The following is a 20,782-nucleotide window of genomic DNA, read 5'->3' as shown; positions in this document are numbered from 1 at the left end:
CGATCCCTATGGGGCACCACTCCTACCGGCCGTTGCACATCCTGCTGAAGGAGGCCTATCGGCGTTATCGGCGCCCGCTCCTCATCGCCGAGACCGGCGCCGAAGGATGCGGCCGGTCGTCCTGGTTTCACTATGTCTGCTCCGAAGTGCATGCCGCCATGGATGTCGGCGTGCCGGTCACGGGTATATGCCTTTACCCGGTCGCGGATTATCCGGGCTGGGATAACGGACGGACCTGCAGCGTCGGTCTGCTGACCACCGCGGACTCGCAGGGCTGCCGCACGGTGTTCCCACGGCTTGCCCGCGAGCTCCAGCAGCAGCAGGCCCTGTTCGCCGCGTTCGACGGAGGCGAGGACGTGCCCGTGCCCTCCATCGCGGCGGAGTAGGATCGATGTGGCGTGAGGACAATCCCTTGATCAGCCTTGGGCGCAGCCGCTCCAAGGCTGGCGCGGCCCATCAGGCGCCCCCGATGCTGGCGCCGTCCACCTTCCTCCAGGGTCCGTACCGGTTCGTTCTTCACTACATCGTCGGCCGTCCATGGCAGTTCGGCGCCCTGCTTCTGACGGTCGTCGCTGCGGCAGGCTGCGCGGTTGCCGTGCAATACGTCATGAAGCTCCTCGTGGACGGGATGGCGGGGCCGCGCGAGGCGAGCGCAGCGGTCTGGTCCGCTCTCGTCCTGTTCGTGACCCTCATCGCGTGCGAGAGCATCCTGTGGCGCATCACGGCCTGGCTCGTCTGCCGCACAACCCTCAGCGTCGGCGTGGACATGCGCCTCGACCTGTTCGGCTTCCTGAACGGGCAGCCCATGCGCTACTTCGCGGATAATCTCGCGGGCTCGCTCGGGCAGCGGCTGACCGCGACCGCGGGGAATTTCGGCGCGCTGACGAACACCGTCGCGTGGCGCATCCTGCCGCCTTGCATCGAGTTCGTCGGCGCTCTGATCGTGTTCCTGACGGTGGACTGGCGCATGATGATCGTTCTCGCCGTGTTCGTCACGGCGGTGACGGGAGGGCTCATCTGGTTCGGCGAGCGCGGGCGGCCGCTGCATCGGACCTATGCCGGCCACGCCGGCACCGTGGCGGGCGACCTCGTGGACGTCATCACCAACATGTGGGCGGTAAAATCCTTCTCGGCCCGCACCCGCGAGGCGCAGCGCCTCGCTCGAGGGTTCCGCGAGGAGGCTCGCGCGCAGGGCCGCAGCTGGCTCTATCTCGAGAAGGCGCGCGCACTGCACGACGTCGCCCTGTGCGCCATGGCCGGGAGCATGCTGTCCTGGGCGGTGTACCTTTGGAGTCTCGGCGACATCACCCCGGGCGACGTGGTGGTCGTGTCGGCCCTGACTTTCCGCATTCTCAACAGCTCCCGGGACCTCGCGCTCTCGCTCGTCGAGACGACGCAGTTCGTGGGCTACATCGAGGACACGCTGCGGGTGATCGCGCAACCGCAATCCGTCGTCAACGCGCCTGACGCCAGACCCCTCGCGCCTCGTGGCGGGTCGGTGGAATTCCGGGATGTGAGCTTCTCCTACGGTGATACGCGGTCCGACACCGTGCACCGATTGAACCTTCTGATTCCCGCGGGTCAGAAAGTTGGGATCGTCGGGCCGTCGGGGGCCGGCAAGTCCACGCTGATCCATCTGCTGCAGCGATTGTACGATGTGCACTCCGGAGAAATCCTGATCGACGGGCAGCATCTCACGGAGGTCGGGCAGGACTCACTTCGCGCGGCCCTGGCCGTGGTGCCTCAGGAGATCACGCTCTTCCACCGGACCCTGATGGAGAACATCCGCTTCGCCCGTCCGGAGGCCAGCGGCGAGGAGGTCTACGCGGCCGCCCGTGCGGCCTGCTGCGACGGTTTCATCCGGGCGACCCCCGATGGCTACGACACGCTCGTGGGCGAGCGGGGGATGAAGCTGTCGGGCGGCCAGCGCCAGCGCATCGGCATCGCGCGCGCGTTCCTGAAGGATGCCCCGATCATCATCCTGGACGAGGCGACCTCGGCGCTGGACACCGAATCCGAAATGGAGATTCAGCGCTCCCTCGTGCGGCTCATGCGCGGCCGGACCGTGATCGCGGTCGCCCATCGCCTCTCCACGCTGACGGCGTTCGACCGCATCATCGTGGTCAAGGGCGGCGAGATCGTCGAGGACGGAACCGCCGCGGAGCTGCGCCAGCGCGGCGGCCTGTTCGACACCATGTGGCGCCTCCAGGCGGAGGGCCTCTCCGTCGATGAAGCGGCCGAGACCGTGCCCTAGCGGCCACGCGCTGCCCCAGCCGGCGGACGACCGCCCGCGATCCGATTGAACGCGGCGGATGATCTTCTACGGCCCCGCTCCGGCTCGCCCCCGGGATCCATGACGCGGCATCCCGCCCAGGTCGGCGCGAATCCGGCAGGCGCCTGAAGCCCGGCGATCCTGGCGCATCGGCGACATGACGGCAGTCATGGCCGCAACCCTGGACCACCATCCCGCGCATCCCGATGGCCGGCTCGGAAGCCCCACCCCTTCTGGCCTATTGACGGCAATCCTTTGCTCGCTCACTATGACATAACTAAAGCAAATAATCCATAATTATAGAGGAAGAGGGTGACCATGAGGATCAGGGAAGCATTGTTGTCCGGTCTGGCGATCATCGTATCCGGCCCGGTTCTGGCTCAGGCAGGCGGAGGCGTCGTCAACGTGGCGACCATCGGCGAACCGCCGACGCTCGACCCCATGGTCTCCACCGCGGATCTGGTCGGCATCGTCACCCAGCACTTCTTCGAGACGCTGTTCACCTTCGACAAGGACTGGAAGGTCACGCCGCTTCTCGCAGCCTCGCTTCCCGAGGTCACCGAGGGCGGCAAGGTCTATACGATCAAGCTGCGGGACGGCATCAAATTCCACGACGGATCCGACATGACGTCGGAAGACGTCGTGGCCTCCCTCAAGCGCTGGATGGAGCAGGCCTCCCGCGGCAAGCAGGTCGCCGGCAATGTCGACAAGCTCGAGGCCGTCGACCCGTCGACGGTGCGCATCACCCTGAAGACGCCATATGCGCCGCTCCTGGCGCTCCTGTCGTTCAACAATTCCGCGGCCGTGATCATGCCGTCGGAGAAGATGGACGTGCCCATGAAGGATCCGGTCGGCACCGGTCCCTACAAGCTCAAGGAGCGCAAGCCCGACCAGTACATCCAGCTTGTGCGCAACGAAGCCTACAAGCCGCTCGACGGCGCCGGCAACGGCTATGGCGGCGCGCGCAAGCCGATCCTCGACGAGATCCGCTTCGTGCCGGTGCCGGATCCCAACACCCGCGTCGAGGGCGCGATCTCGGGACAGTTCGACTACGTGGATTCGATCCCCGTCGAATCCTACGACCGCATCAAGAACATTCAGACGTCGAAGCCGGTCATCCTCAAGCCGTTCGGCTGGCCGGTCTTCGTGATGAACACGAAGCAGGGCGTGATGGCCAACACGGACGCCCGCATGGCCGTGCGCCTGTCGCTGAGCATGGAGGACATGCTGGCCGCCGCCTTCGGCAATCCCGAGTTCTACTCCCTCGACGGAGCCATGTATCCCAAGGGCTATGTCTGGAACACGGATGCCGGCGTCGAAGGCCGGTACAACGTCGCCGATCCGGACAAGGCCAAGGCGCTCCTGAAGAAGGCGAGCTACGGCGGCGCGCCGCTGCGCATCCTTACCAGCCGCCAATACGAGTTCCATTACAAGATGGCCCAGGTGGCGGCCGAGTACCTGAAGCAGGCGGGCTTCACGGTCGACCTGCAGGTGGTCGACTGGGCGACCCTGACCCAGCGGCGCGGCGATCCGGCCCTGTGGGACATCTACATCACCCACAGCCCGTTCCTGCCGGAGCCCGCGCTCATCGGCCAGTTGTCGGAGAGCTCGCCGGGCTGGTGGTCGAGCCCCGCCCGCAAGAAGGCCGTCGACGCCTTCAACACGGAGAGTGACGCGGCGAAGCGCCCTGCCCTGTGGGCCGAGGTCCAGAAGGTCATCTACGACGAGACCCCGAGCATCAAGATCGGCGACTTCAACGCCCTCTCGGCGCAGTCTCCGAAGCTCGAAGGCGTGGTGCCCGCACCGTGGCCCTACTTCTGGAACGTCTCGGTCAAGAAGTAAGCACCGGCAAGCCGGGGAGCGCACGGAGAGGCGCTCCCCGCACATTCCTCAACGCAGATCGACCCATGAGCCGCTACATCCTTCAACGCCTTCTCGGCATGCTGGCCGTGATGTTCGTGGTCGTCACGATCGTGTTCATCATCGTGCGCATCGCGCCGGGCGATCCGGCCGCCGTGATGCTCGGACCCGACGCGACAGCCCAGGACGTGGCGAGCCTGCGCGCCCGCCTCGGCCTCGACCAGCCGCTCATCGTCCAGTACGGCATCTTCTTCGGGCAATTGCTCCGGGGCGATCTCGGCGAATCGATCTTCCTGAACCGCCCGGTCCTGTCCGCCCTGGCGGAGCGCGCCGAGCCGACCTTCTTCCTCACTCTCTTCTCCATTCTTATCGCGGGGCTGATCGCGATCCCGGTCGGCATCCTGTCGGCCTATTGGCGGGGCTCGCTCTTCGACCAGGTCGCCACCACGCTCGCCATGCTGGCAGCCTCGGTTCCGAGTTTCTGGCTCGGCCTGCTGCTGATCCAGTTCTTTGCCGTGCGCCTCGGCCTGTTCCCGGTCTCCGGCTACGGCGGGCCCGGCGCCGGGATCGTCACGCGGCTGTCCCATCTCGTGCTTCCCGCCCTATCGCTCGGCATCGTGTCGTCGGCCCTGATCCTGCGCTTCACGCGCGCCAGCATGCTCGACGTGCTCAACGACGACTACGTGCGCACCGCCCGCTCCAAGGGCATGGGCGAGGTCCGGGTCGTCATGAAGCACGCCTTCAAGAACGCGCTCATTCCGGTCCTGACCGTGATCGGCCTGACGGCCGCGCTCCTCGTGTCGGGCGCCGTCGTGACGGAAACCGTGTTCGGTCTTCCCGGCGTTGGCAATCTCGTGGTCTCGGCCGTGCTGCGGCGCGACTACCCGGTCATCCAGGGCGCGCTCCTGATCGTGGCGGCGCTCTACGTGCTCATCAACTTCCTGATCGACATGCTCTACCTGCTCGTCGACCCGCGGGTGCGCTACTGATGGCCGCCGTCGGATCCCCCGCCATCGTCGAGGCGAGCTTCGTCTCGCGTCTGGTGACCCGCAAGACCGTCATGATCGGTCTCCTGATCCTCGTCGTCGTCGCCGCGCTGGCCATCCTGGCGCCGTGGATCGCCCCCTACTCGCCAAGCCGTCTCTCCGTGGTGAACCGGCTCAAGCCGCCGAGCGGAATCTACTGGTTCGGGACGGACGAGTTCGGCCGCGACGTGTTCAGCCGGACGATCTATGCCGGCCGGCTGTCGCTGCTCGTGGGCGCTTCGGTGGTCGCCTTCGCGGCGGTGTTCGGCGTGACGCTCGGCCTCGTGGCGGGCTTCTTCCGCCGCCTCGACACGCCGATCGCCCGCATCATCGACGCCATGATGGCCTTCCCGGACATTCTGCTCGCCATCGCGCTCGTCGCGGCGCTGGGCCCGTCGCTGGTCACCGTCATCGTGGCTCTGGGGATCGTCTATACGCCGCGCCTCGCCCGCATCGTGCGCGCCTCCACGCTGGTCATCCGCGAGCTTCCCTACGTGGAGGCAGCCCGCGCGCTCGGGGTACCGACCTGGCGCATCATGTCCCGGCACGTGCTGCGCAACCTCGTGTCGCCCATCCTCGTGCAGGGCACCTTCATCTTCGCCTACGCCATGCTGGCCGAGGCCGGTCTGTCGTTCCTGGGCCTCGGCGTGAGCCCCGAGATCCCCACCTGGGGCACCATGATCGCGGCCGGTCGCCAGTATATCGGGCAGGCCGACTGGATGACCCTGTTCCCAGGCATCGCGATCATCCTGTCGGTTCTCTCGCTTCAAATGGTCGGCGACGGTTTCCGGGATCTTCTCGATCCTCGCCTGAGAAAGGATCTTTGATCACATGACTTTTCAAGACGACTCGTCACCCCTGCTGATTTCCGGCGTGAAGCCGGTCGGCTTCGGCCGCGGCGTGCCGCAGGAGGCAACGGACATCCTGATCGGCGGCGACGGACGGATCGCCGGAATCGGCCACTCCCTCCAGGCGCCGGACGGCGCCCGGCGCATCGACGCCAAGGGCGCCTACGTGTCGCCCGGCTGGGTCGATCTCCACGCCCATGTCTGGCACGGCGGCACCGACATCTCGATCAAGCCACAGGTCTGCGGCATCGAGCGCGGCGTCACGACCATCGTGGATGCCGGGTCGGCCGGCGAAGCCAATTTCCACGGCTTCCGCGAGTACATCATCGAACCGGCCAAGGAGCGCATCAAGGCCTTCCTCAACATCGGGTCGATCGGGCTCGTCGCCTGCAACCGCGTGAGCGAGCTCATCGACATGCGGTCCATCGATATCGACCGCACCATCGCGTGCGTCGAAGCCAACCGGGACATCATCATCGGCATCAAGGTGCGGGCGAGCGGCGTCATCGTGGGCGCCTGGGGCATCACGCCGGTCAAGATCGCCAAGAAGGTGGCCAAGATCCTCAAGCTGCCGCTGATGGTGCATGTGGGCGAGCCGCCGCCGGTCTTCGACGAGGTGCTCGAGGTCCTCGGCCCGGGCGACGTGGTGACCCACTGCTTCAACGGCAAGGCGGCGGCGAACATCATGGAGGACGAGGACCTGTTCCAGCTGGCGCAGCGCTGCGCCAACGACGGCATCCGCCTCGACGTGGGCCATGGCGGCGCGTCCTTCTCGTTCAAGGTGGCCGAACTCGCCATCGAGCGCGGCCTCCTGCCCTTCTCGATCTCGACGGATCTGCACGCCCGCTCCCTCGACAACCCGGTCTGGGACATGGGCACGACCATGTCGAAGCTCCTGTCCGTCGGCATGCCGTTCGAGGCCGTCATCGACGCCTCGACCAGGGCCCCGATGGAAGTGATCGGCCTTCCGACCGAGAACCTGCTGTCGCCCGGCACCCGGGCCGAGTTCACATTGTTCGAAGTCAACGACAGCGACCTCCGCATCGTCGATTCCATGGGCTACAACGCGCATCTGCCACGCCTGATCGAACCCATCTGGACGATCCTCGGGCAGGAGGCCGTCAAGGCGAGCCGCTATGTCCCGCCGCGCACATCCGCCCTGGAGAGCTCGGCGTGCCCGCATTGCGGATGGATCAACGCCCGATGACGGAGCTTCCCGACGATATCGTGCTCAGGGTCTCGGACCTGCGCACTCACTTCGAGCTCGGCAGCCGGGTCGCCAAGTCGGTCGATGGCGTGAGCTTCGACGTGAGGCGCGGCGAGACCCTCGCGGTCGTCGGAGAATCCGGCTCGGGGAAATCCGTCACCAGCCTGTCGATCATGCGCCTTCTGTCGTCGCCCGGGCGGATCGTGGGCGGCAACATCCTCTACCGCACGAGCCAGGGCCAGGTGATCGACGTCGCGACGCTTCCGGAGCGCAAGATGCGGGCGATCCGCGGCCGGGAGATCGCCATGATCTTCCAGGAGCCGATGACGAGCCTCAACCCGCTCTACACGGTCGGCGACCAGATCGTCGAGATGATCCGGCTGCACGAGCCGCTCTCGATGGCGGAGGCCCGTCAACGGGCCAGGCGGATGCTGGAGCTCGTCGAGATTCCGGCAGCCGATCGCAGGCTCGACGAATATCCGCACCAGATGTCGGGCGGCATGCGCCAGCGCGTCATGATCGCCCTCGCCCTGTCGTGCAATCCCAACCTCCTGATCGCCGACGAACCGACCACGGCCCTCGACGTGACCATCCAGGCGCAGATCCTCGATCTGCTCCGCAGGCTGCAGCGTGAGATCGGCATGAGCATCCTGTTCATCACGCACAATCTCGGCGTGGTGGCGGAAATCGCCCATGACGTCGTGGTGATGTATACCGGCCGGGTGGTCGAGAAGAGCCCGGTCGCGAGCCTCTTCGCGCACCAGAAGCATCCCTACACACGCGGTCTTCTCGCCTGCATCCCGAACGCCTCGCGCGACCGGGGCGCCGCCGGCGAGCGGCTGCGCCTCAACCCGATCCCGGGCAACGTGCCGCCCGTGACGGCGCTTCCTCCGGGATGCAGTTTCGCTCCGCGCTGCTCCTACCGGATCCCGCAATGCGAAGAGGCGCCGCCGCTCATGGCCGCGGGCCCGTCCCATCTGAGCCGATGCTGGAGGCACGAGGATCTATGAGCAGCGAAACCCTCCTGAGCGTCCAGGGGCTCACCAAGCGGTTCCAGACCCGCAGCGGCACCGTCAAGGCCGTCGACGGCGTCAGCTTCGACGTGAAGCGCGGGACGATCGTCGGCCTCGTGGGCGAATCCGGATCGGGAAAGACCACCGCCGGCCGCTGCGCCCTGCGGCTCGTCGAGCCCAATGACGGGAAGATCGTGTTCGACGGCGTCGATCTGCGCACGCTGCCCGAGCGGGAGATGCGGGCCTATCGCAGCAGGCTCCAGATCATCTTCCAGGACCCCTATTCCAGCCTCAATCCGCGCCTTCGCGTCGATCAGATCATCGGAGAAGCCCTCGACATCCACCGGCCTGTCAGGGGCAGCGCGCGCCGGGACCGGATCGCCGAACTTCTGCAACGGGTGGGCCTCAACCCGGATGCGGCGCGGCGCTACCCGCACGAGTTCTCGGGCGGCCAGCGCCAGCGCATCGGCATCGCCCGCGCCCTGGCGGTGGAGCCCGACTTCATCGTGGCGGACGAGCCGGTCTCGGCCCTCGACGTGTCGGTTCAGGCCCAGGTCCTCAACCTGATCCAGGACCTGCAGCAGGATTTCGGCCTGACGATGCTCTTCATCGCGCATGACCTGTCGGTGGTGGAATATCTCTGCGACGAGGTCGTGGTGATGTATCTCGGGCGGGTCATGGAACGCGGCCCGAGCCGCGAGATCTACGCGATGCCGCGCCATCCCTACACCCAGGCGCTGCTCTCGGCCGCTCCGTTGCCTGATCCGGCGGCAAGCCGCCAGAGGATTGTCCTGAAGGGCGACATTCCGAGCCCTCTCAATCCCCCGTCCGGCTGCGTGTTCCGCACACGCTGCCGCTATGCCGTCGAGGCCTGCGCCGAGATCGTCCCGCCTTTGGAGGACGTCGGCTCAAACCATCACGTCGCCTGCATCCGCCACGGCGATCCTGAAGTGATTTCCCAAGGACTGACATTGTGAACCAAGTGCAATATCTGACTGCGTCCAACCCTTACGAGCGCCTGAAGGAACTTGGCATTGCGCTGCCCAAGGCTCCGAACCCGATCGCCAATTTCGTCACGCATGTCCAGGAAGGCAATCTCCTGTTCCTGTCGGGCCAGGGTCCACAGGAAGCGAACGGGTATCTCCATACCGGCAAGGTCGGCCTCGACGTCGGCGCGGAAGAGGCCTATGAGCACGCCAAGCTCACGGGCATCAATCTGCTCGCCGTCATGCAGGACGCTCTGGGCGACCTGTCGCGGGTCAAGCGCGTAGTGAAGCTCCTCGGCATGGTGAACGCGGCGCCCGATTTCGGCGAGCACCCTAAGGTGATCAATGGATGCTCCGACCTGATGATGGCCGTGTTCGGAGAGGCCGGGCGTCACGCCCGCTCCGCCGTGGGCTTCGGGTCGCTGCCCAACAACATCACGGTCGAGATCGAAGCCATCGTCGCGATCGAGGGATGAGGCGATCCGTCATGCCGCGGTCAGCGCCAGCCCAGCGTCGCCTCGATCTTCTCGGCCGCCTTGCGCACGGCGTTGGTGTAGCGGTCGCGGTCCTGCACGACCCGGTGCTCGGGCAGCACGATGGAGATCGTCGCGATGCATTCTCCCGACGGCTGGCAGATCGGCGACGCGATGCAGGCGACCGAGAAGTCGGATTCGTTGATCTGGATCGACAAGCGCTCCCGCAGGGCCGCCGCCGACGCGTCGGACAAGGCCTCCGGGTTCGTGTTGGCGCGCCCGGTGGGCGACACCTTGGAGGCATGGCGGAAGACCTCCAGCCGCTCCCCGTCCGGCAGGTGACCGAGGAGAAGGCGTCCGGACGCCGTCCAGTTCAGGGGCACGCGCGAGCCGACCTTGGACGTGACCCGGAAGTGCCCGGGACCGTCCGCCATGGCCATGACGACCATGTGGTCTCCGTCCCGGCCGCAGATCTGGATGGTTTCCTCCACCTCCCGGCACAGGTCCTGCATCTCGTGCGTGGCGACGTTCAGAAAATCGAGGGATTCCGCGTAAGCCAGGCCGTAGTGATAGAGGCGCGGTCCGAGCCAGACCGTGCCGTCGCTGCGCCGCTGCAGGAGCCGCTTCTCGACCAGGTCCTCGATGATCACGTAGACCGTCGAGAGCGGGGCTCCGACCGCCTTGGCGACCGCATAGGCGCCGGCGGGCTTCATCTCGGCCTGCAGGAAGTCGAGGATCTGCAGGGCACGATCGATGCCGCTGACGCGGGCGCCGCGGCTGCGCTTCTCGGGCGCGGCGGCGTTCGCCGCTTCAGGAAACTTGGTGTCCACTGGATCTTCTCCCGGATCTTCGGAAATTGCGGCCCACCTTCACGACCGGCCATGTTCTTCAACATAATTCCTCAATAATGGAATATACCCCAGTTTCACAACATAAAATATCGAGACAATGAGCCCCATGACCCAGAAAGACATCCGCGCCGATTTCGGCCTCCGCCCCATCATCAACGTGTCGGGCACCATGACATCCCTCGGAGCGTCCATCGTCGTGCCCGAAGCGGTCGCGGCCGTGTCGGCGATCCTGCCGCAATTCGTCGAGATCGGAGACCTCCAGAAGAAGGCGAGCCGCGTGATCGCGCGCCTGTGCGGCACGGAGGCCGGCTTCGTGACCGCATCCTGTTCGGCGGCGATCACGCTCGCCGTCGCGGGCGCCATGACCGGCTGCGACCTGGCGGCCGTCGAGCGGCTCCCGGACACGCAGGGGCTCAAGAACGAAGTGCTGCTGATGACCGGTCACATGGTCAGCTACGGGGCGCCCGTCGAGCAGGGCATCCGCCTGGCTGGCGCGAAGGTCGTCCCGGTGGGACAGGCGACCTCGGCCTACGGCTACCAGCTCGACGGGGCCATCAACGAGCGGACGGCCGCGGCGGTCTACGTGATCTCGCACCATACGGTGCAGTACGGTCTGATCCCGCTGAAGGAGTTCGTCGAGGTGTGCCATGCTCGGGGCGTTCCGGTGATCGTCGACGCGGCATCCGAATACGACCTGAAGGGGTTCCTGGCCACCGGAGCCGACATCGCGCTCTACTCTTCGCACAAGTTCCTCGGCGGTCTGACCGGCGGAATCGTCGCCGGCCGTACCGAGCTCGTACGCGCGACCTACATGCAGAACATGGGCATTGGCCGCGGCATGAAGGTCGGCAAGGAAGGCATCCTCGGCACCATCGCGGCCCTGGAGGCCTGGGAGAAGCGCGACCATGCGGGCATCCGCGAGCGCGAGACGCGGTATCTGGAGCTCTGGGAGCAGACCCTCGCCGGGCGCCCGGGCGTGACGCCGATCCGCGAGGCCGACCCGACCAACAACCCGCTCGACCGCCTAAAGGTCGCCATCGAGCCCAAGGGGGCCCACATCACCGCATGGGATCTCGCCGATGCCCTCGCGTCGGGCCGCACGCCGATCATCGTGCGCGACCATGAGGTCGAGCACGGCTACTTCTATCTCGATCCGTGCAACCTTCACCCGGGCCAGGAAACCGTCGTCGCCGAGCGTCTCGTCGAGGAGCTGGAGAAGGCCCGTCAGTCGAACGAGATCATCGCGACGTCTCTCGACGGACGTCGGAACCGGTCCACGCAGGCGATCATGCGCTGGCCCGACTGATCATACGGCTGACACTTGGCCGGCGAGCCCGCATCCGGGCTCGCCGCTCCTAAGCCTTCAGACTTGAGGGTCGCTCCGGTCCGGTCTCAGGCCGCCTGCCGGGTGAAGTGGTTCGGCCCGACTTCGACCACGCGATCCTGCAGATTCCGCGCCTCTCGGCGGATGGCCTCCACGGCGCGCGGATCGAGCCGCGCGTCCGGATCGTCGAAACGCACCTCCGGATCGGGCACCGCCGACAGGAGAAGGCGCGTATAGGGATGCTGCGGATGGGTCAGCACCCGGTGGACATCGCCCCATTCGACGATCTGGCCCGCATACATCACAAGGATGTCTTCGGCGACATATCGTGCCGTCGCCAGGTCGTGCGTGATGTAGAGCAGCGCGACGCCGAGCTCCCGCTTCATCTCGTTGAGAAGGTTGAGAACGCCCAGGCGCACGGACACGTCCAGCATCGAGGTCGGCTCGTCGGCGACGATCACCCGGGCGCCCATCGCAAGCGTCCGGGCGATGTTGATGCGCTGGCGCTGCCCGCCGGAGAGCTCATGCGGGTGCTTGCGAGTGACGGTGCCGGGATCGAGCTCCACGCGGCGCAGAAGATCGGCGATGGCGTCATCCGCCGCCCTGCCCTTGAGGTGCGGCTGGCCCAGAGCAAGCGGACGACGGAGGATGAAGTCCACCGTGTGGGCCGGATTGAGCGACGCGAAGGGGTCCTGAAAGATCATCTGGACGGCGCGCCGGTATTCCTTGAGGCCGACCGCCCCGGAATCGTTCAGGTCACGGCCGTGGAACAGGATCCTTCCGCCATCCGGCTCATATTCGCGCATGACGAGACGGGCACAGGTGGTCTTGCCGCTGCCGGACTCGCCCACCAGCGCGACGGTTCTGCCGGGATGGAGCGCGAACGAGATGTCGTGCGCGGCCCGCACGGTCTTCTCGCCGTGGCCGAAGCTCTTGCTGACCCGCTCCAGTGCGATGATCGGCTCTTGGTCCATCATCCCGATGCCCTTTCCCGCTTGATCGGATCGCCATGCAGCGACGGGAACGAGGCCCAGAGCTGCTGTGTGTAGTCGTGCTGCGGCCGGTGATAGATCTGCTCGGCCGGACCCTGCTCGACCAGCTTCCCGCGCAGCATGATGCCGATCCGGTCGCAGAACTGCACCATCAGGCCCAGATCGTGGGTGATGAAGAGCACCGAGAATCCGCGGCTGCGCCGCAGCTCGTCGATCCTCTGCAGGATCTCGCGCTGGACGACCACGTCGAGGGCGGTCGTCGGCTCGTCCATCACGACGAGGCTCGGATCGAGCGCCATGCAGATGGCGATGACGATGCGCTGGCGCATGCCGCCCGAGAACTGATGCGGGTAGTCGCGCATGCGCTCGCGCGGAATGTCGACGAGCCGCAGCATCTCGGCCGCGCGCTCCCGCGACTGCGCCTTCGTGTAGCCGCGATGCCGCTTGAGCAGGTCGTGAAACTGCGCCTCCACCCTCAGGACGGGATTGAGGGAGTTCATGGCGCTCTGGAATACCATGGCGACCTTGTGCCAGCGGAACTCCCTCAGGGCCCGGTCGTCGAGGTCGAGCACGTCCTGCCCCTCGAAGAGGATCCTGCCCTGACGGATGAGCGCGGGCGGCTTGTGCAGGCGGTTGACCGCATAGGCGATCGTGCTTTTGCCGCAGCCGGATTCACCCGCGAGGCCGAAGACCTCTCCGGGAGCGATGTCGAAGCTGACATCGTCGACCGCCCGGAAATCGCTCTGCGCGCCGACGTAGTCGATGGTGAGGTTCTGCACCGAAAGCAGGGGATTGGCGGTCATAGACGGCCCTCCCCGCGCCGCATGAGCAGCGACCAGCGCGACAGGGTGTTGCCCGTGCGCAGGCGCGGGTTGGCGATCTCGTCGACGGCGAAGTTCAGGAGCGACAGCCCCGCCCCCAGGGCGATCAGGGCGAAGCACGGGCTCAGGATGTCCCACCAGGCGCCCACCTGCAGGGCGGAGGCGTTCTGCGCGTTGAACAGCATCATGCCCCAGGAGACCGTCTTGGGATCGCCGAGCCCGAGGAACTCGAGCGTGGCTTCCGTGATGACCGCGAAGATCACGCTGCCCACGAAGTTGATCCCCACGATGGAGATCACGTTCGGGAAAATCTCGAACAGCATGATGCGCCAGGACGGCTCGCCCAGCATCTCGGCCGATTTCACGAAGTCCTTCTGCTTCACCGACAGGGTCTCGGCGCGCGTGACGCGCGCGCCCCACGCCCACGACGTAGCGCCGAGAATGAGCGCGATCACCCAGGGGCTCGCCTGTCCGATGAAGGCCGCGAGCACCAGGAGCAGCGGCAGGTTCGGCACCACGAGCACCATGTTGGTGAAGAAGCTGATCACCTCGTCGGTGCGCCCTCCCCGGTATCCCGCCACGATGCCGAGGATCGTTCCCACCGCCGTGATCAGGAGGCCCGCCCCGAAGCCGACGGCGAGCGACGTGCGGGCGCCGTAGAGAAGGCGCGCGAACACATCCTGGCCGATGCGCGTCGTGCCGAGCCAATGGTCCCAGCTCGGCGGCTGGTGCGGCCGCCCGACGCGCCGGGTCGGATCGTACTCGGTCAGCCAGGGCGCGGCGATTGCGAGCGCCACGATGATGGTAACGATCAAGAGGCCGGTCAGGGCCTTCCTGTTGTGCGAAAAGCTTCTCAGAACCGCTCCCATGTCAGGCCCTCCGCAGCCGCGGATCGAGCAGCACGTAGCTGACATCCACGATGAAGTTGGCCGTAAGCATGGCGAGCGTCATGATCAGCAGCTGGCCCTGGATCACGGGATAGTCCCGTGCCAGGATCGCCTGATACAAGGTGTTGCCGAGCCCCGGATAGTTGAACACGACCTCCGTCACGAGGGAGCCGCCGAGCACGGTTCCGATCGCGATGGCGAGGCTGCTCACCGTCGGCAGAAGCGCGTTGCGCGCGGCGTACCAGAACATCACGTGCCGGTCCGACAGGCCCTTGGCCCGGGCCATGACGATGTAGTCCTCACCCAGCAGATTGATCATATTGTTGCGCATGGTCACCAGAAACCCGCCGGTCAGCACGATCGACAGCGTCAGGACCGGCAGGATGCCATGTCGGATGACACTCGAGACGTAGGCCCAGGTGAAACTCGGATCGAGCGCCGGGTCGGCCGCGTAGCCGGTCGGGAACCAGTTGAGCTCGAATCCGAAGAAGAACAGGGCCACCAGGGCGAGCACCATGGCGGGCATGGACGTCGCCATGATGGCGCCGACGGAGAAGACCACGTCGAAGGTGCTCCCGCGCCTCCAGGCCGCCATGATGCCGAGCACCGTGCCCAGGGTGAAGCTGATGAGCGTCGCGGTTCCCATGAGACCCACGGTCCAGACGAGGGCACGGCCGAGAAGCTCCGTCACGGGCAGCGGAAAATACTTGATCGACCGGCCGAGATCGCCGGTGAAGACGCTGTGCAGGTAGGTCAGGTATTGCTGCCAGAGCGGCCCCTCGACGAAGCCGAAGGTGAGCTTCAGGGCCTTGAGGTTCTCGGCCGAGAGATCGCTGCCCGCGCTCGAGAACATGATCTCGATCGGGTTGCCGGGCATGAGCCGGGGCAGGAAGAAGTTGACGGTCGCCGCGGCGAGAATGGCCGCGAGATAGAATCCCATGCGCCTGAAAAGAAATGCCATCGAAACCTCAGGACGGGGAAGCGGACGGACCACTTCCCCATTGTGCCGGATTACTTGACCGGCTTGAGCGCCAGGAGATGAAGCAGCCGTGCGGGGTTCTGGCGTGAGATCGTCGGATTGACGAACGGGTTCTCGCCGCTGGCCCAGCCCGTGAAGCGCTTGGTGTTGTACTGGTACCAGGTCGCGCTGTTGTAGACCGGGAAGATCGGGAGGTTCTCCGCGACGATCCGCTGGGCGCTGTTCATGATGGTCTTCTGCTGAGCCTGATCGGGCGTCTGGGCGAACTTCGCCAGCAGACCTTCGAGATCGTCGTTGAACCAACGCTGCGCCGTGAAGCGGGTCTTTCCGGCATCCGACTTGGTGAAGGCGCGCTGATAGAGATAATAGGGCGAGGCCGCCACCGAAATGCTGTTGATGGCGGCGTCGAAGGAACCGCTGATCAGGTTCTGCGACCAGACCGCTTCCTCTGGCGTTCCCATGCTGGCGTTGATGCCGGCCTCGCGCATCCCCTCGATGGCGATCTGCACCGTGTCGATCCAGTCGCTCCAGGAATTCGGCACGATGATGTTGAAAGCGATGGGCGTCCCGTCCGGATTGTCGCGGAAGCCGTCCTTGTTCTTGTCGACGTAACCTGCCTTGTCGAGAAGCGCCTTGGCGCCGTCCAGATCATAGGTCGTGTACTTGCCGAACTCGGCCTTCACCTTGGGATCGAGCCACATCTTGTAGACGTCCCCGAAGGCGGTCGGATCCTCGTTCAGCGTCGGGTAGCCGTAGCCCGCCACGTCGACCATGGCCTTGCGGTCCAGCGTCATGCTGACCGCGCGACGGAAGTTGAGGTCCTTGAACGCCTTGCGGTTGTTCTCGTTGGACGTCTCCTGGTTGAACAGGAACTCCACCATGCTACCGGCCACGTACCAATATTTGTGATGCTGCGGGTCCTTGGCCACGAACGTCTTCTCCACGTCCGGCAGGAAGGCCACGCCCCAGTCGAGCTGTCCGCCGGCGGAGGCCGCCAGGATCTGGTTGTTGTCCGCAAGCTGCGGGAAGCGCATGCAATCGACGGACAGGTGTGCGGCATCCCAATAATGCGGATTGCGGCATTGATCGTAGGTCTGCGGCGTGAACCGCGTCACCTCGGTCATCGGACCGCTGCCGACCGGATTCTCGTTGGCGAAGGTGACCGGCTCGGTGATGCCCTTCCACACATGCTCCGGCACAATCGGCAGCGCGATGAGCCGGTCGACCGCCAGCGCGCTCGGCTGGCGAAGGGTGAAGCGCACGGTCTGCTTGTCGACCTGCTCGACACCGCTGATGAACTGCCAGATCGACACGAAGTCGAGCGCCGGATATTGCTTGATGTAATTGTAGGTGAAGACCACGTCGGCCGCCGTCAGCGGTTGCCCGTCCGACCATTTCAGGCCATCGCGCAGCTTGAACTCGATGCTCTTCAGATCCTCGGCGAGCTTGTAGCTCTCCGCCAGGCGGTAGTTGGGCTTATTGTCGTCGAGCCGGTTGAAGACGATCAGCGGCTCGTAGATGAAGTCGAGCGTGCTCTGCCGCGCCGACGTCTGGTTGAACGGGTTGAAGTTGCGCACCCAGGTCGTCGCGGGCTCGATATTGACCGTAAGCACGGACTGCGCAGCCGCGGGCAGGGTCATGGCACCCAGCATGGTCATGGCCAGGAGTGCTGAAGATCGTTTCATTGAAGTTCCCTCTTTTTATTGAACCGTTTACACGCGAAAAGCTCTATTGCGGAAGGCGGGCGAATATACCTTCTACCTCCGCATGAAGCTCGCGAACGTCTATCTTCAGCGAACCGAGCCGTCGTTTTCCGGCCTCTATCCGCTCAAGCGATTGTTGTGAAAGCGGCCGGGCGGCTCTCGCGGCCGCCAGGCTTTCTGCGGTCGTGCCGTGGCTGTGCAGGGCAATGTCGCATCCGGCGTCGAGCGTCTGGCGCACGCGCTCCGGCAAAGGCCCGCGCAGGGATTCCATGAACAGGCAATCGGAGATGAGCACGCCCTGATAGCCGAGTTCGCCTCGGATCACGTCATTGCAGATGACGGGCGAGATCGATGCGGGTTGCTCTTCGTCATAGGCTGAATAGACCACATGGGACACCATGGCCCAGGGCGTGTCGATCAGGCCCACGAACGGCTTGAAGTCCGTCGCGGCAAGGACGTCCCGGCTCTCGCGCACCACCGGCCGCTCCTTGTGGCTGTCGGTCGTGGCCCGTCCGTGGCCGGGAATGTGCTTCATGATGGGCAGGTTGCCGACCTCGAGGAGGCTGTCGACCACGACGCGCCCGAGCGCAGCCACCCGCTCGGGATCCGGACCGAAGGAGCGCGCGCCGATCACCGCGCTCGTCGTGTCGAAGACGAGGTCGAGGACCGGCGTGCATCCGCTCGCCAAGCCGATCTCCGTCATCATGGCTCCCATGGCATGCGACGAGAGGCGCAGGGCGTGCTTGGCGAGGTCCACGTCGTGGTCGGCGAGGCGCGAGAAGTCGCGGAAGGAACGGAACGTCGGCCACGGGCCGGCGTCGAGATGCTGCACGCGGCCGCCCTCCTGATCCGTGAAGACCGGCGCATCGTCCCGTCCGACCGCCTCGCGGAACTGGGCCACCAGGGCCTTGACCTGATCGGGCGTCTTCAGGTTGCGCCGTCCCACAAAGAGACCGTACGGATTCGTTTCGCGAAACAGCGCGACCTCGTTGGCGTCGAGAACCGGATTCGGAATGCCGACGAAGAGGGCAAGTGGAACGTTTTGGGACATCGGACTCTATGGTGTGGGAGTGAAGGGTCGTTTTGGGGACGGCGACTAGACGAGAGCGGCCGGCTTCGGCGTTCGCAGCATGTCGCTGTAGATCCCCTTGCCGGAGACCGGGATCTCGATGGCGCCGACGGTCTCGATATAGAACCGGGCCGGGCCGGGATCGCCGATGATGGCATAGGCGTAACCCATGTCCTTCATGGCCTGGAGCGTCCGGTGCAGCAGGGCTGCGCCGATCCCCTGCCCCCTCGACGCTTCCGCAACGCCCGTGGGCCCGAAGAAGCCGCGCGCGATCGCGTCGTAGCACGCGAAGCCGACGAGCTCGCCGTTGCTCAAGGCGATCAGGCAGGAGGAAGGCTGCCGCCCGATGGCGACCGCGGCTTCGCTCGCCCAGTTCTCGCTGAAATGGCGCTGAATCCAGGACAGGACCACGTGTCGCTCAGGAGCGAGAACCGGCCGGATCGTCATGTCCGTTCGTTCAGTTCGCTGCTCCAAGGCTCTGAAGCCTGAAGCATATAGACCGACAAGCAGGTCGCCCATGCCTATTCCATAATTGGGATATATCTGGTTTTATAGTAGATTATATTTGGGTCAACTTGGCTTGCTCCGTCAAGCATGTTCTCCAGGCACGCGGAAGCGGCCGGACTCGCGGTCGCGCGGAACTGTCACGAAAACTCTGATGAGGGTGCTCGTCGGGGACCACAGAAGCCGGAGCGTTGCGCGTCCGACAACGGCCGCTCACGTCCGCACGATGACGGCGCCAGAGACGCACTCTGTAACAGAGAGGCGCGAGATGACAGCGTGGCGGATCACACGGACAGAGATTACCCGTTCGTGCTCTTGCCGAAGCGCTGCAACAGTTCCTGTGACTGGCGAAGGTTCTCTTGAGCCATTTTGATCTGCCGGGTCACGTCGGCGGTCAGTCGCATCATCCGCTCACCCTGCTCTTTTGCCGTCCTGACGGATCTGGACAGCTTCGCCGGCCGTCGCCCGGCCTGATGGTCGAGAACCTCTGAAAATGGCAGTTCCAGGACCAGCTCTCCGGCGTCGTTCCTGACCTCGAAGGCGTAGCGTCTCGGATTGCGGCCCTCACGAAGCCATTCCTGCGCCATGTCCCTGGCGGCATGAAAGGCCTCCAGATAGGCGGCCTCCGAGTCGGGCAGGACCACGCCGCTCTCATCCGGGCTGACGCCCTCCGGACCCCCTGTCAGATGAAAATAGAACCGCGGCATCGATCTCTCGTCATTCATTCGTGTGCCCGCCATGCTCAAGGATCCATCGTCGGGCGGCATCCAGATCGGCGAAGGTGGGATGATTGGGACCATCCAGCCGATCGAAGCCGGCCTCCAGAAACCAATGCCCGGGGGCGATCGGGTTCTCCGGCGAAAGATGGACCAGGACGGCCAGGAGCCTCTGGTCACGGTCGAAGACCAGCATGCCCTCCTCTTCAGCTCCCGTCGCGACGCGCACCGGCTGAAGCGTGAGGGTCATGCCGCAGCTCCGCCTTGCTTGATCAGATGAAGGTAAGTCTCGTCGAAATCGCCAACTTCCTTCAGTCTTTCCCAATTGAGAACGATCAACCGGGTGCCCCGGGTCTCGATCAAGCCGTCCGCCCTCATCTGCTGGAAGACCCGGTTGGCATGGACGGCCGTGATGCCGAGCGCATCGGCGAATTCGATCTGGGTGATCGGCAGGTCGCAGGCATGATCCTCGGCCAGTCCGACCGCCTTCAGGCGTACCAGCAGCTCGCACAGGATATGGGCCATCCGGGGGTAAGCTTCACGGCGCCCGACATTGAGGATCCATTCGCGGAAGGACGCCCCCTCCACGAGGGTTTCGCGCCAGAAGGCTGCCGCGATCCTGGGAAAGCGCAGGCAGAGATCCCATAGATCCTCATGGGTGATAAAGCCGAGGCTGCACTGCGTCAGGGTCGTCACGGTGATGTCCAGAACCTTCAGGTGCAGGCTCTGGACGTCGGGCATGTCACCGGGGATGCCAAAGGCGACGATCTGGCGCTTGCCGTCTCCCGTCACCTTGTTGGTGCAGGTCATGCCGCTGAGGATCGCGAAGGATCGGGCCGGGCGGTCGCCCTCGCGTACCACGTCCTGGTCTTCCTTGATGACCGTCACCTGGAGCGGCAGCTCAAGAAGGGCCTGCCGCTCGTCCTCCGTCAACGGAAAGATGCTCTCCAGCTTGCGAATGAGCGGATTGTGATCGGATGGGAAAGGTGCAGGCAACATCGTGTTCCCTGTTCATCGGACAGGAGCATCTTATGGCTTCGCTCGCAGCAGCAGGTCAATGCTGATGACCGCCCACCCTACAGGCCGGTGAGCGCCTGTCTTTGACCCATGTTAATTTTGCATCGTCTTTCGCCCGTCGCTCTTCGAATGGCGGCATGGGGCATCACGCCGACCGGGTGGTCGGCCGTGTCGGCTCAGGGGTTGGTGGACCAGCCGTGATCGGCCGGCGCGCGTGCGGCGGACCGGCGCTCCT

General features: G+C 65.4%; 20 protein-coding genes and 1 pseudogene. 10 read left to right on the top strand and 11 right to left on the bottom strand.

Going from position 1 to position 20,782, the window contains the following annotated elements; genetic code table 11:
• The 9 genes and pseudogenes from KBI52_RS07615 to KBI52_RS07575 all read left to right on the top strand — a co-directional run.
• Positions 1–386, top strand: a pseudogene (locus KBI52_RS07615) (glycosyl transferase family 1); the annotation flags it as partial.
• 5 nt (positions 387–391) lie between these two features.
• Positions 392–2,254, top strand: a complete 1,863-nt coding sequence (locus KBI52_RS07610; protein ID WP_247654255.1) for an ABC transporter ATP-binding protein — start codon at positions 392–394, stop codon at positions 2,252–2,254.
• A gap of 336 nt (positions 2,255–2,590) precedes the next feature.
• The gene (locus tag KBI52_RS07605; protein WP_210806471.1) at positions 2,591–4,114 is read left to right on the top strand and encodes an ABC transporter substrate-binding protein; all 1,524 of its coding nucleotides are present in this window, start codon (positions 2,591–2,593) and stop codon (positions 4,112–4,114) included.
• Positions 4,115–4,179: 65 nt separating this feature from the next.
• Positions 4,180–5,121: an ABC transporter permease gene (locus tag KBI52_RS07600; RefSeq protein WP_173950243.1), complete on the top strand. Its 942-nt coding sequence runs from the start codon at positions 4,180–4,182 to the stop codon at positions 5,119–5,121.
• Positions 5,121–5,984 (top strand): ABC transporter permease, encoded by an 864-nt coding sequence (locus KBI52_RS07595; protein ID WP_210806469.1) that lies wholly within the window; start codon positions 5,121–5,123, stop codon positions 5,982–5,984. The genes KBI52_RS07600 and KBI52_RS07595 overlap by 1 nt, the downstream gene beginning before the upstream one ends.
• A 4-nt stretch (positions 5,985–5,988) precedes the next feature.
• A complete protein-coding gene (locus KBI52_RS07590) occupies positions 5,989–7,212 on the top strand; it encodes an amidohydrolase/deacetylase family metallohydrolase (RefSeq protein ID WP_173950241.1) in 1,224 nt (407 codons plus the stop codon).
• Positions 7,209–8,222 carry an ABC transporter ATP-binding protein gene (locus KBI52_RS07585; protein WP_210806467.1) on the top strand — a complete coding sequence of 338 codons (1,014 nt, stop codon included), beginning with the start codon at positions 7,209–7,211 and terminating at the stop codon, positions 8,220–8,222. Before KBI52_RS07590 ends, KBI52_RS07585 begins: the two co-directional genes overlap by 4 nt.
• On the top strand, positions 8,219–9,202 hold the full coding sequence (locus KBI52_RS07580; RefSeq protein WP_173950239.1) for an ABC transporter ATP-binding protein: 984 nt from the start codon (positions 8,219–8,221) through the stop codon (positions 9,200–9,202). Before KBI52_RS07585 ends, KBI52_RS07580 begins: the two co-directional genes overlap by 4 nt.
• The gene (locus KBI52_RS07575) at positions 9,199–9,687 is read left to right on the top strand and encodes a RidA family protein (protein WP_210806465.1); all 489 of its coding nucleotides are present in this window, start codon (positions 9,199–9,201) and stop codon (positions 9,685–9,687) included. Before KBI52_RS07580 ends, KBI52_RS07575 begins: the two co-directional genes overlap by 4 nt.
• 20 nt (positions 9,688–9,707) lie before the next feature.
• On the opposite strand, the gene KBI52_RS07570 is transcribed toward KBI52_RS07575, so the two are convergent.
• Positions 9,708–10,514 (bottom strand): IclR family transcriptional regulator, encoded by an 807-nt coding sequence (locus KBI52_RS07570; RefSeq protein WP_173950237.1) that lies wholly within the window; start codon positions 10,512–10,514, stop codon positions 9,708–9,710.
• Positions 10,515–10,641: 127 nt separating this feature from the next.
• Here KBI52_RS07570 and KBI52_RS07565 point away from each other — a divergent pair, with 127 nt between their 5' ends.
• The gene (locus KBI52_RS07565) at positions 10,642–11,841 is read left to right on the top strand and encodes an aminotransferase class V-fold PLP-dependent enzyme (protein ID WP_210806463.1); all 1,200 of its coding nucleotides are present in this window, start codon (positions 10,642–10,644) and stop codon (positions 11,839–11,841) included.
• A gap of 86 nt (positions 11,842–11,927) precedes the next feature.
• Here KBI52_RS07565 and KBI52_RS07560 read toward each other — a convergent pair whose 3' ends face one another.
• The 10 genes from KBI52_RS07560 to KBI52_RS07515 all read right to left on the bottom strand — a co-directional run bounded on the left by KBI52_RS07560 (position 11,928) and on the right by KBI52_RS07515 (position 20,529).
• A complete protein-coding gene (locus KBI52_RS07560; RefSeq protein WP_210806461.1) occupies positions 11,928–12,836 on the bottom strand; it encodes an ABC transporter ATP-binding protein in 909 nt (302 codons plus the stop codon).
• Entirely contained in the window at positions 12,833–13,654 is an 822-nt protein-coding gene (locus tag KBI52_RS07555) for an ABC transporter ATP-binding protein (protein WP_210806459.1), read from the bottom strand. The genes KBI52_RS07560 and KBI52_RS07555 overlap by 4 nt, the downstream gene beginning before the upstream one ends.
• Positions 13,651–14,541: an ABC transporter permease gene (locus tag KBI52_RS07550; RefSeq protein ID WP_371823133.1), complete on the bottom strand. Its 891-nt coding sequence runs from the start codon at positions 14,539–14,541 to the stop codon at positions 13,651–13,653. Before KBI52_RS07550 ends, KBI52_RS07555 begins: the two co-directional genes overlap by 4 nt.
• A gap of 1 nt (position 14,542) precedes the next feature.
• Positions 14,543–15,520, bottom strand: a complete 978-nt coding sequence (locus tag KBI52_RS07545) for an ABC transporter permease (protein ID WP_210806457.1) — start codon at positions 15,518–15,520, stop codon at positions 14,543–14,545.
• A gap of 50 nt (positions 15,521–15,570) precedes the next feature.
• Positions 15,571–17,223 (bottom strand): ABC transporter substrate-binding protein, encoded by a 1,653-nt coding sequence (locus tag KBI52_RS07540; protein WP_371823132.1) that lies wholly within the window; start codon positions 17,221–17,223, stop codon positions 15,571–15,573.
• 43 nt (positions 17,224–17,266) lie between these two features.
• Positions 17,267–18,292 carry a glycoside hydrolase family 3 protein gene (locus KBI52_RS07535; RefSeq protein ID WP_210806455.1) on the bottom strand — a complete coding sequence of 342 codons (1,026 nt, stop codon included), beginning with the start codon at positions 18,290–18,292 and terminating at the stop codon, positions 17,267–17,269.
• A gap of 45 nt (positions 18,293–18,337) precedes the next feature.
• Positions 18,338–18,829: a GNAT family N-acetyltransferase gene (locus KBI52_RS07530; RefSeq protein WP_210806453.1), complete on the bottom strand. Its 492-nt coding sequence runs from the start codon at positions 18,827–18,829 to the stop codon at positions 18,338–18,340.
• 284 nt (positions 18,830–19,113) lie between these two features.
• A complete protein-coding gene (locus tag KBI52_RS07525) occupies positions 19,114–19,521 on the bottom strand; it encodes a hypothetical protein (protein ID WP_173950230.1) in 408 nt (135 codons plus the stop codon).
• A 10-nt stretch (positions 19,522–19,531) separates the two neighbouring features.
• A complete protein-coding gene (locus KBI52_RS07520) occupies positions 19,532–19,780 on the bottom strand; it encodes a hypothetical protein (protein WP_173950229.1) in 249 nt (82 codons plus the stop codon).
• Positions 19,777–20,529, bottom strand: coding sequence for a Crp/Fnr family transcriptional regulator (locus KBI52_RS07515; protein ID WP_173950228.1), 753 nt, complete (start codon positions 20,527–20,529; stop codon positions 19,777–19,779). Before KBI52_RS07515 ends, KBI52_RS07520 begins: the two co-directional genes overlap by 4 nt.
• Between the last annotated feature and the right edge of the window lie 253 nt (positions 20,530–20,782).

Origin of the sequence: Microvirga sp. HBU67558 (assembly GCF_018069605.1) — a bacterium.
Taxonomy (GTDB): Bacteria; Pseudomonadota; Alphaproteobacteria; order Rhizobiales; family Beijerinckiaceae; genus Microvirga; species Microvirga terrae.
This window is presented reverse-complemented; position numbering and strand designations above follow the sequence as displayed.

What these genes read in the sequence shown, in the direction of transcription:
- KBI52_RS07555 (WP_210806459.1), bottom strand. Translation starts at nt 13,654, where the DNA reads ATGACCGCCAATCCCCTGCTTTCGGTGCAGAACCTCACCATCGACTAC.
- KBI52_RS07525 (WP_173950230.1), bottom strand. Translation starts at nt 19,521, where the DNA reads ATGCCGCGGTTCTATTTTCATCTGACAGGGGGTCCGGAGGGCGTCAGC.
- KBI52_RS07530 (WP_210806453.1), bottom strand. Translation starts at nt 18,829, where the DNA reads ATGGGCGACCTGCTTGTCGGTCTATATGCTTCAGGCTTCAGAGCCTTG.
- KBI52_RS07600 (WP_173950243.1), top strand. Translation starts at nt 4,180, where the DNA reads ATGAGCCGCTACATCCTTCAACGCCTTCTCGGCATGCTGGCCGTGATG.
- KBI52_RS07545 (WP_210806457.1), bottom strand. Translation starts at nt 15,520, where the DNA reads ATGGCATTTCTTTTCAGGCGCATGGGATTCTATCTCGCGGCCATTCTC.
- KBI52_RS07595 (WP_210806469.1), top strand. Translation starts at nt 5,121, where the DNA reads ATGGCCGCCGTCGGATCCCCCGCCATCGTCGAGGCGAGCTTCGTCTCG.
- KBI52_RS07590 (WP_173950241.1), top strand. Translation starts at nt 5,989, where the DNA reads ATGACTTTTCAAGACGACTCGTCACCCCTGCTGATTTCCGGCGTGAAG.
- KBI52_RS07585 (WP_210806467.1), top strand. Translation starts at nt 7,209, where the DNA reads ATGACGGAGCTTCCCGACGATATCGTGCTCAGGGTCTCGGACCTGCGC.
- KBI52_RS07515 (WP_173950228.1), bottom strand. Translation starts at nt 20,529, where the DNA reads ATGTTGCCTGCACCTTTCCCATCCGATCACAATCCGCTCATTCGCAAG.
- KBI52_RS07605 (WP_210806471.1), top strand. Translation starts at nt 2,591, where the DNA reads ATGAGGATCAGGGAAGCATTGTTGTCCGGTCTGGCGATCATCGTATCC.
- KBI52_RS07550 (WP_371823133.1), bottom strand. Translation starts at nt 14,541, where the DNA reads ATGGGAGCGGTTCTGAGAAGCTTTTCGCACAACAGGAAGGCCCTGACC.
- KBI52_RS07535 (WP_210806455.1), bottom strand. Translation starts at nt 18,292, where the DNA reads ATGTCCCAAAACGTTCCACTTGCCCTCTTCGTCGGCATTCCGAATCCG.
- KBI52_RS07520 (WP_173950229.1), bottom strand. Translation starts at nt 19,780, where the DNA reads ATGACCCTCACGCTTCAGCCGGTGCGCGTCGCGACGGGAGCTGAAGAG.
- KBI52_RS07540 (WP_371823132.1), bottom strand. Translation starts at nt 17,223, where the DNA reads ATGAAACGATCTTCAGCACTCCTGGCCATGACCATGCTGGGTGCCATG.
- KBI52_RS07580 (WP_173950239.1), top strand. Translation starts at nt 8,219, where the DNA reads ATGAGCAGCGAAACCCTCCTGAGCGTCCAGGGGCTCACCAAGCGGTTC.
- KBI52_RS07565 (WP_210806463.1), top strand. Translation starts at nt 10,642, where the DNA reads ATGACCCAGAAAGACATCCGCGCCGATTTCGGCCTCCGCCCCATCATC.
- KBI52_RS07610 (WP_247654255.1), top strand. Translation starts at nt 392, where the DNA reads ATGTGGCGTGAGGACAATCCCTTGATCAGCCTTGGGCGCAGCCGCTCC.
- KBI52_RS07560 (WP_210806461.1), bottom strand. Translation starts at nt 12,836, where the DNA reads ATGATGGACCAAGAGCCGATCATCGCACTGGAGCGGGTCAGCAAGAGC.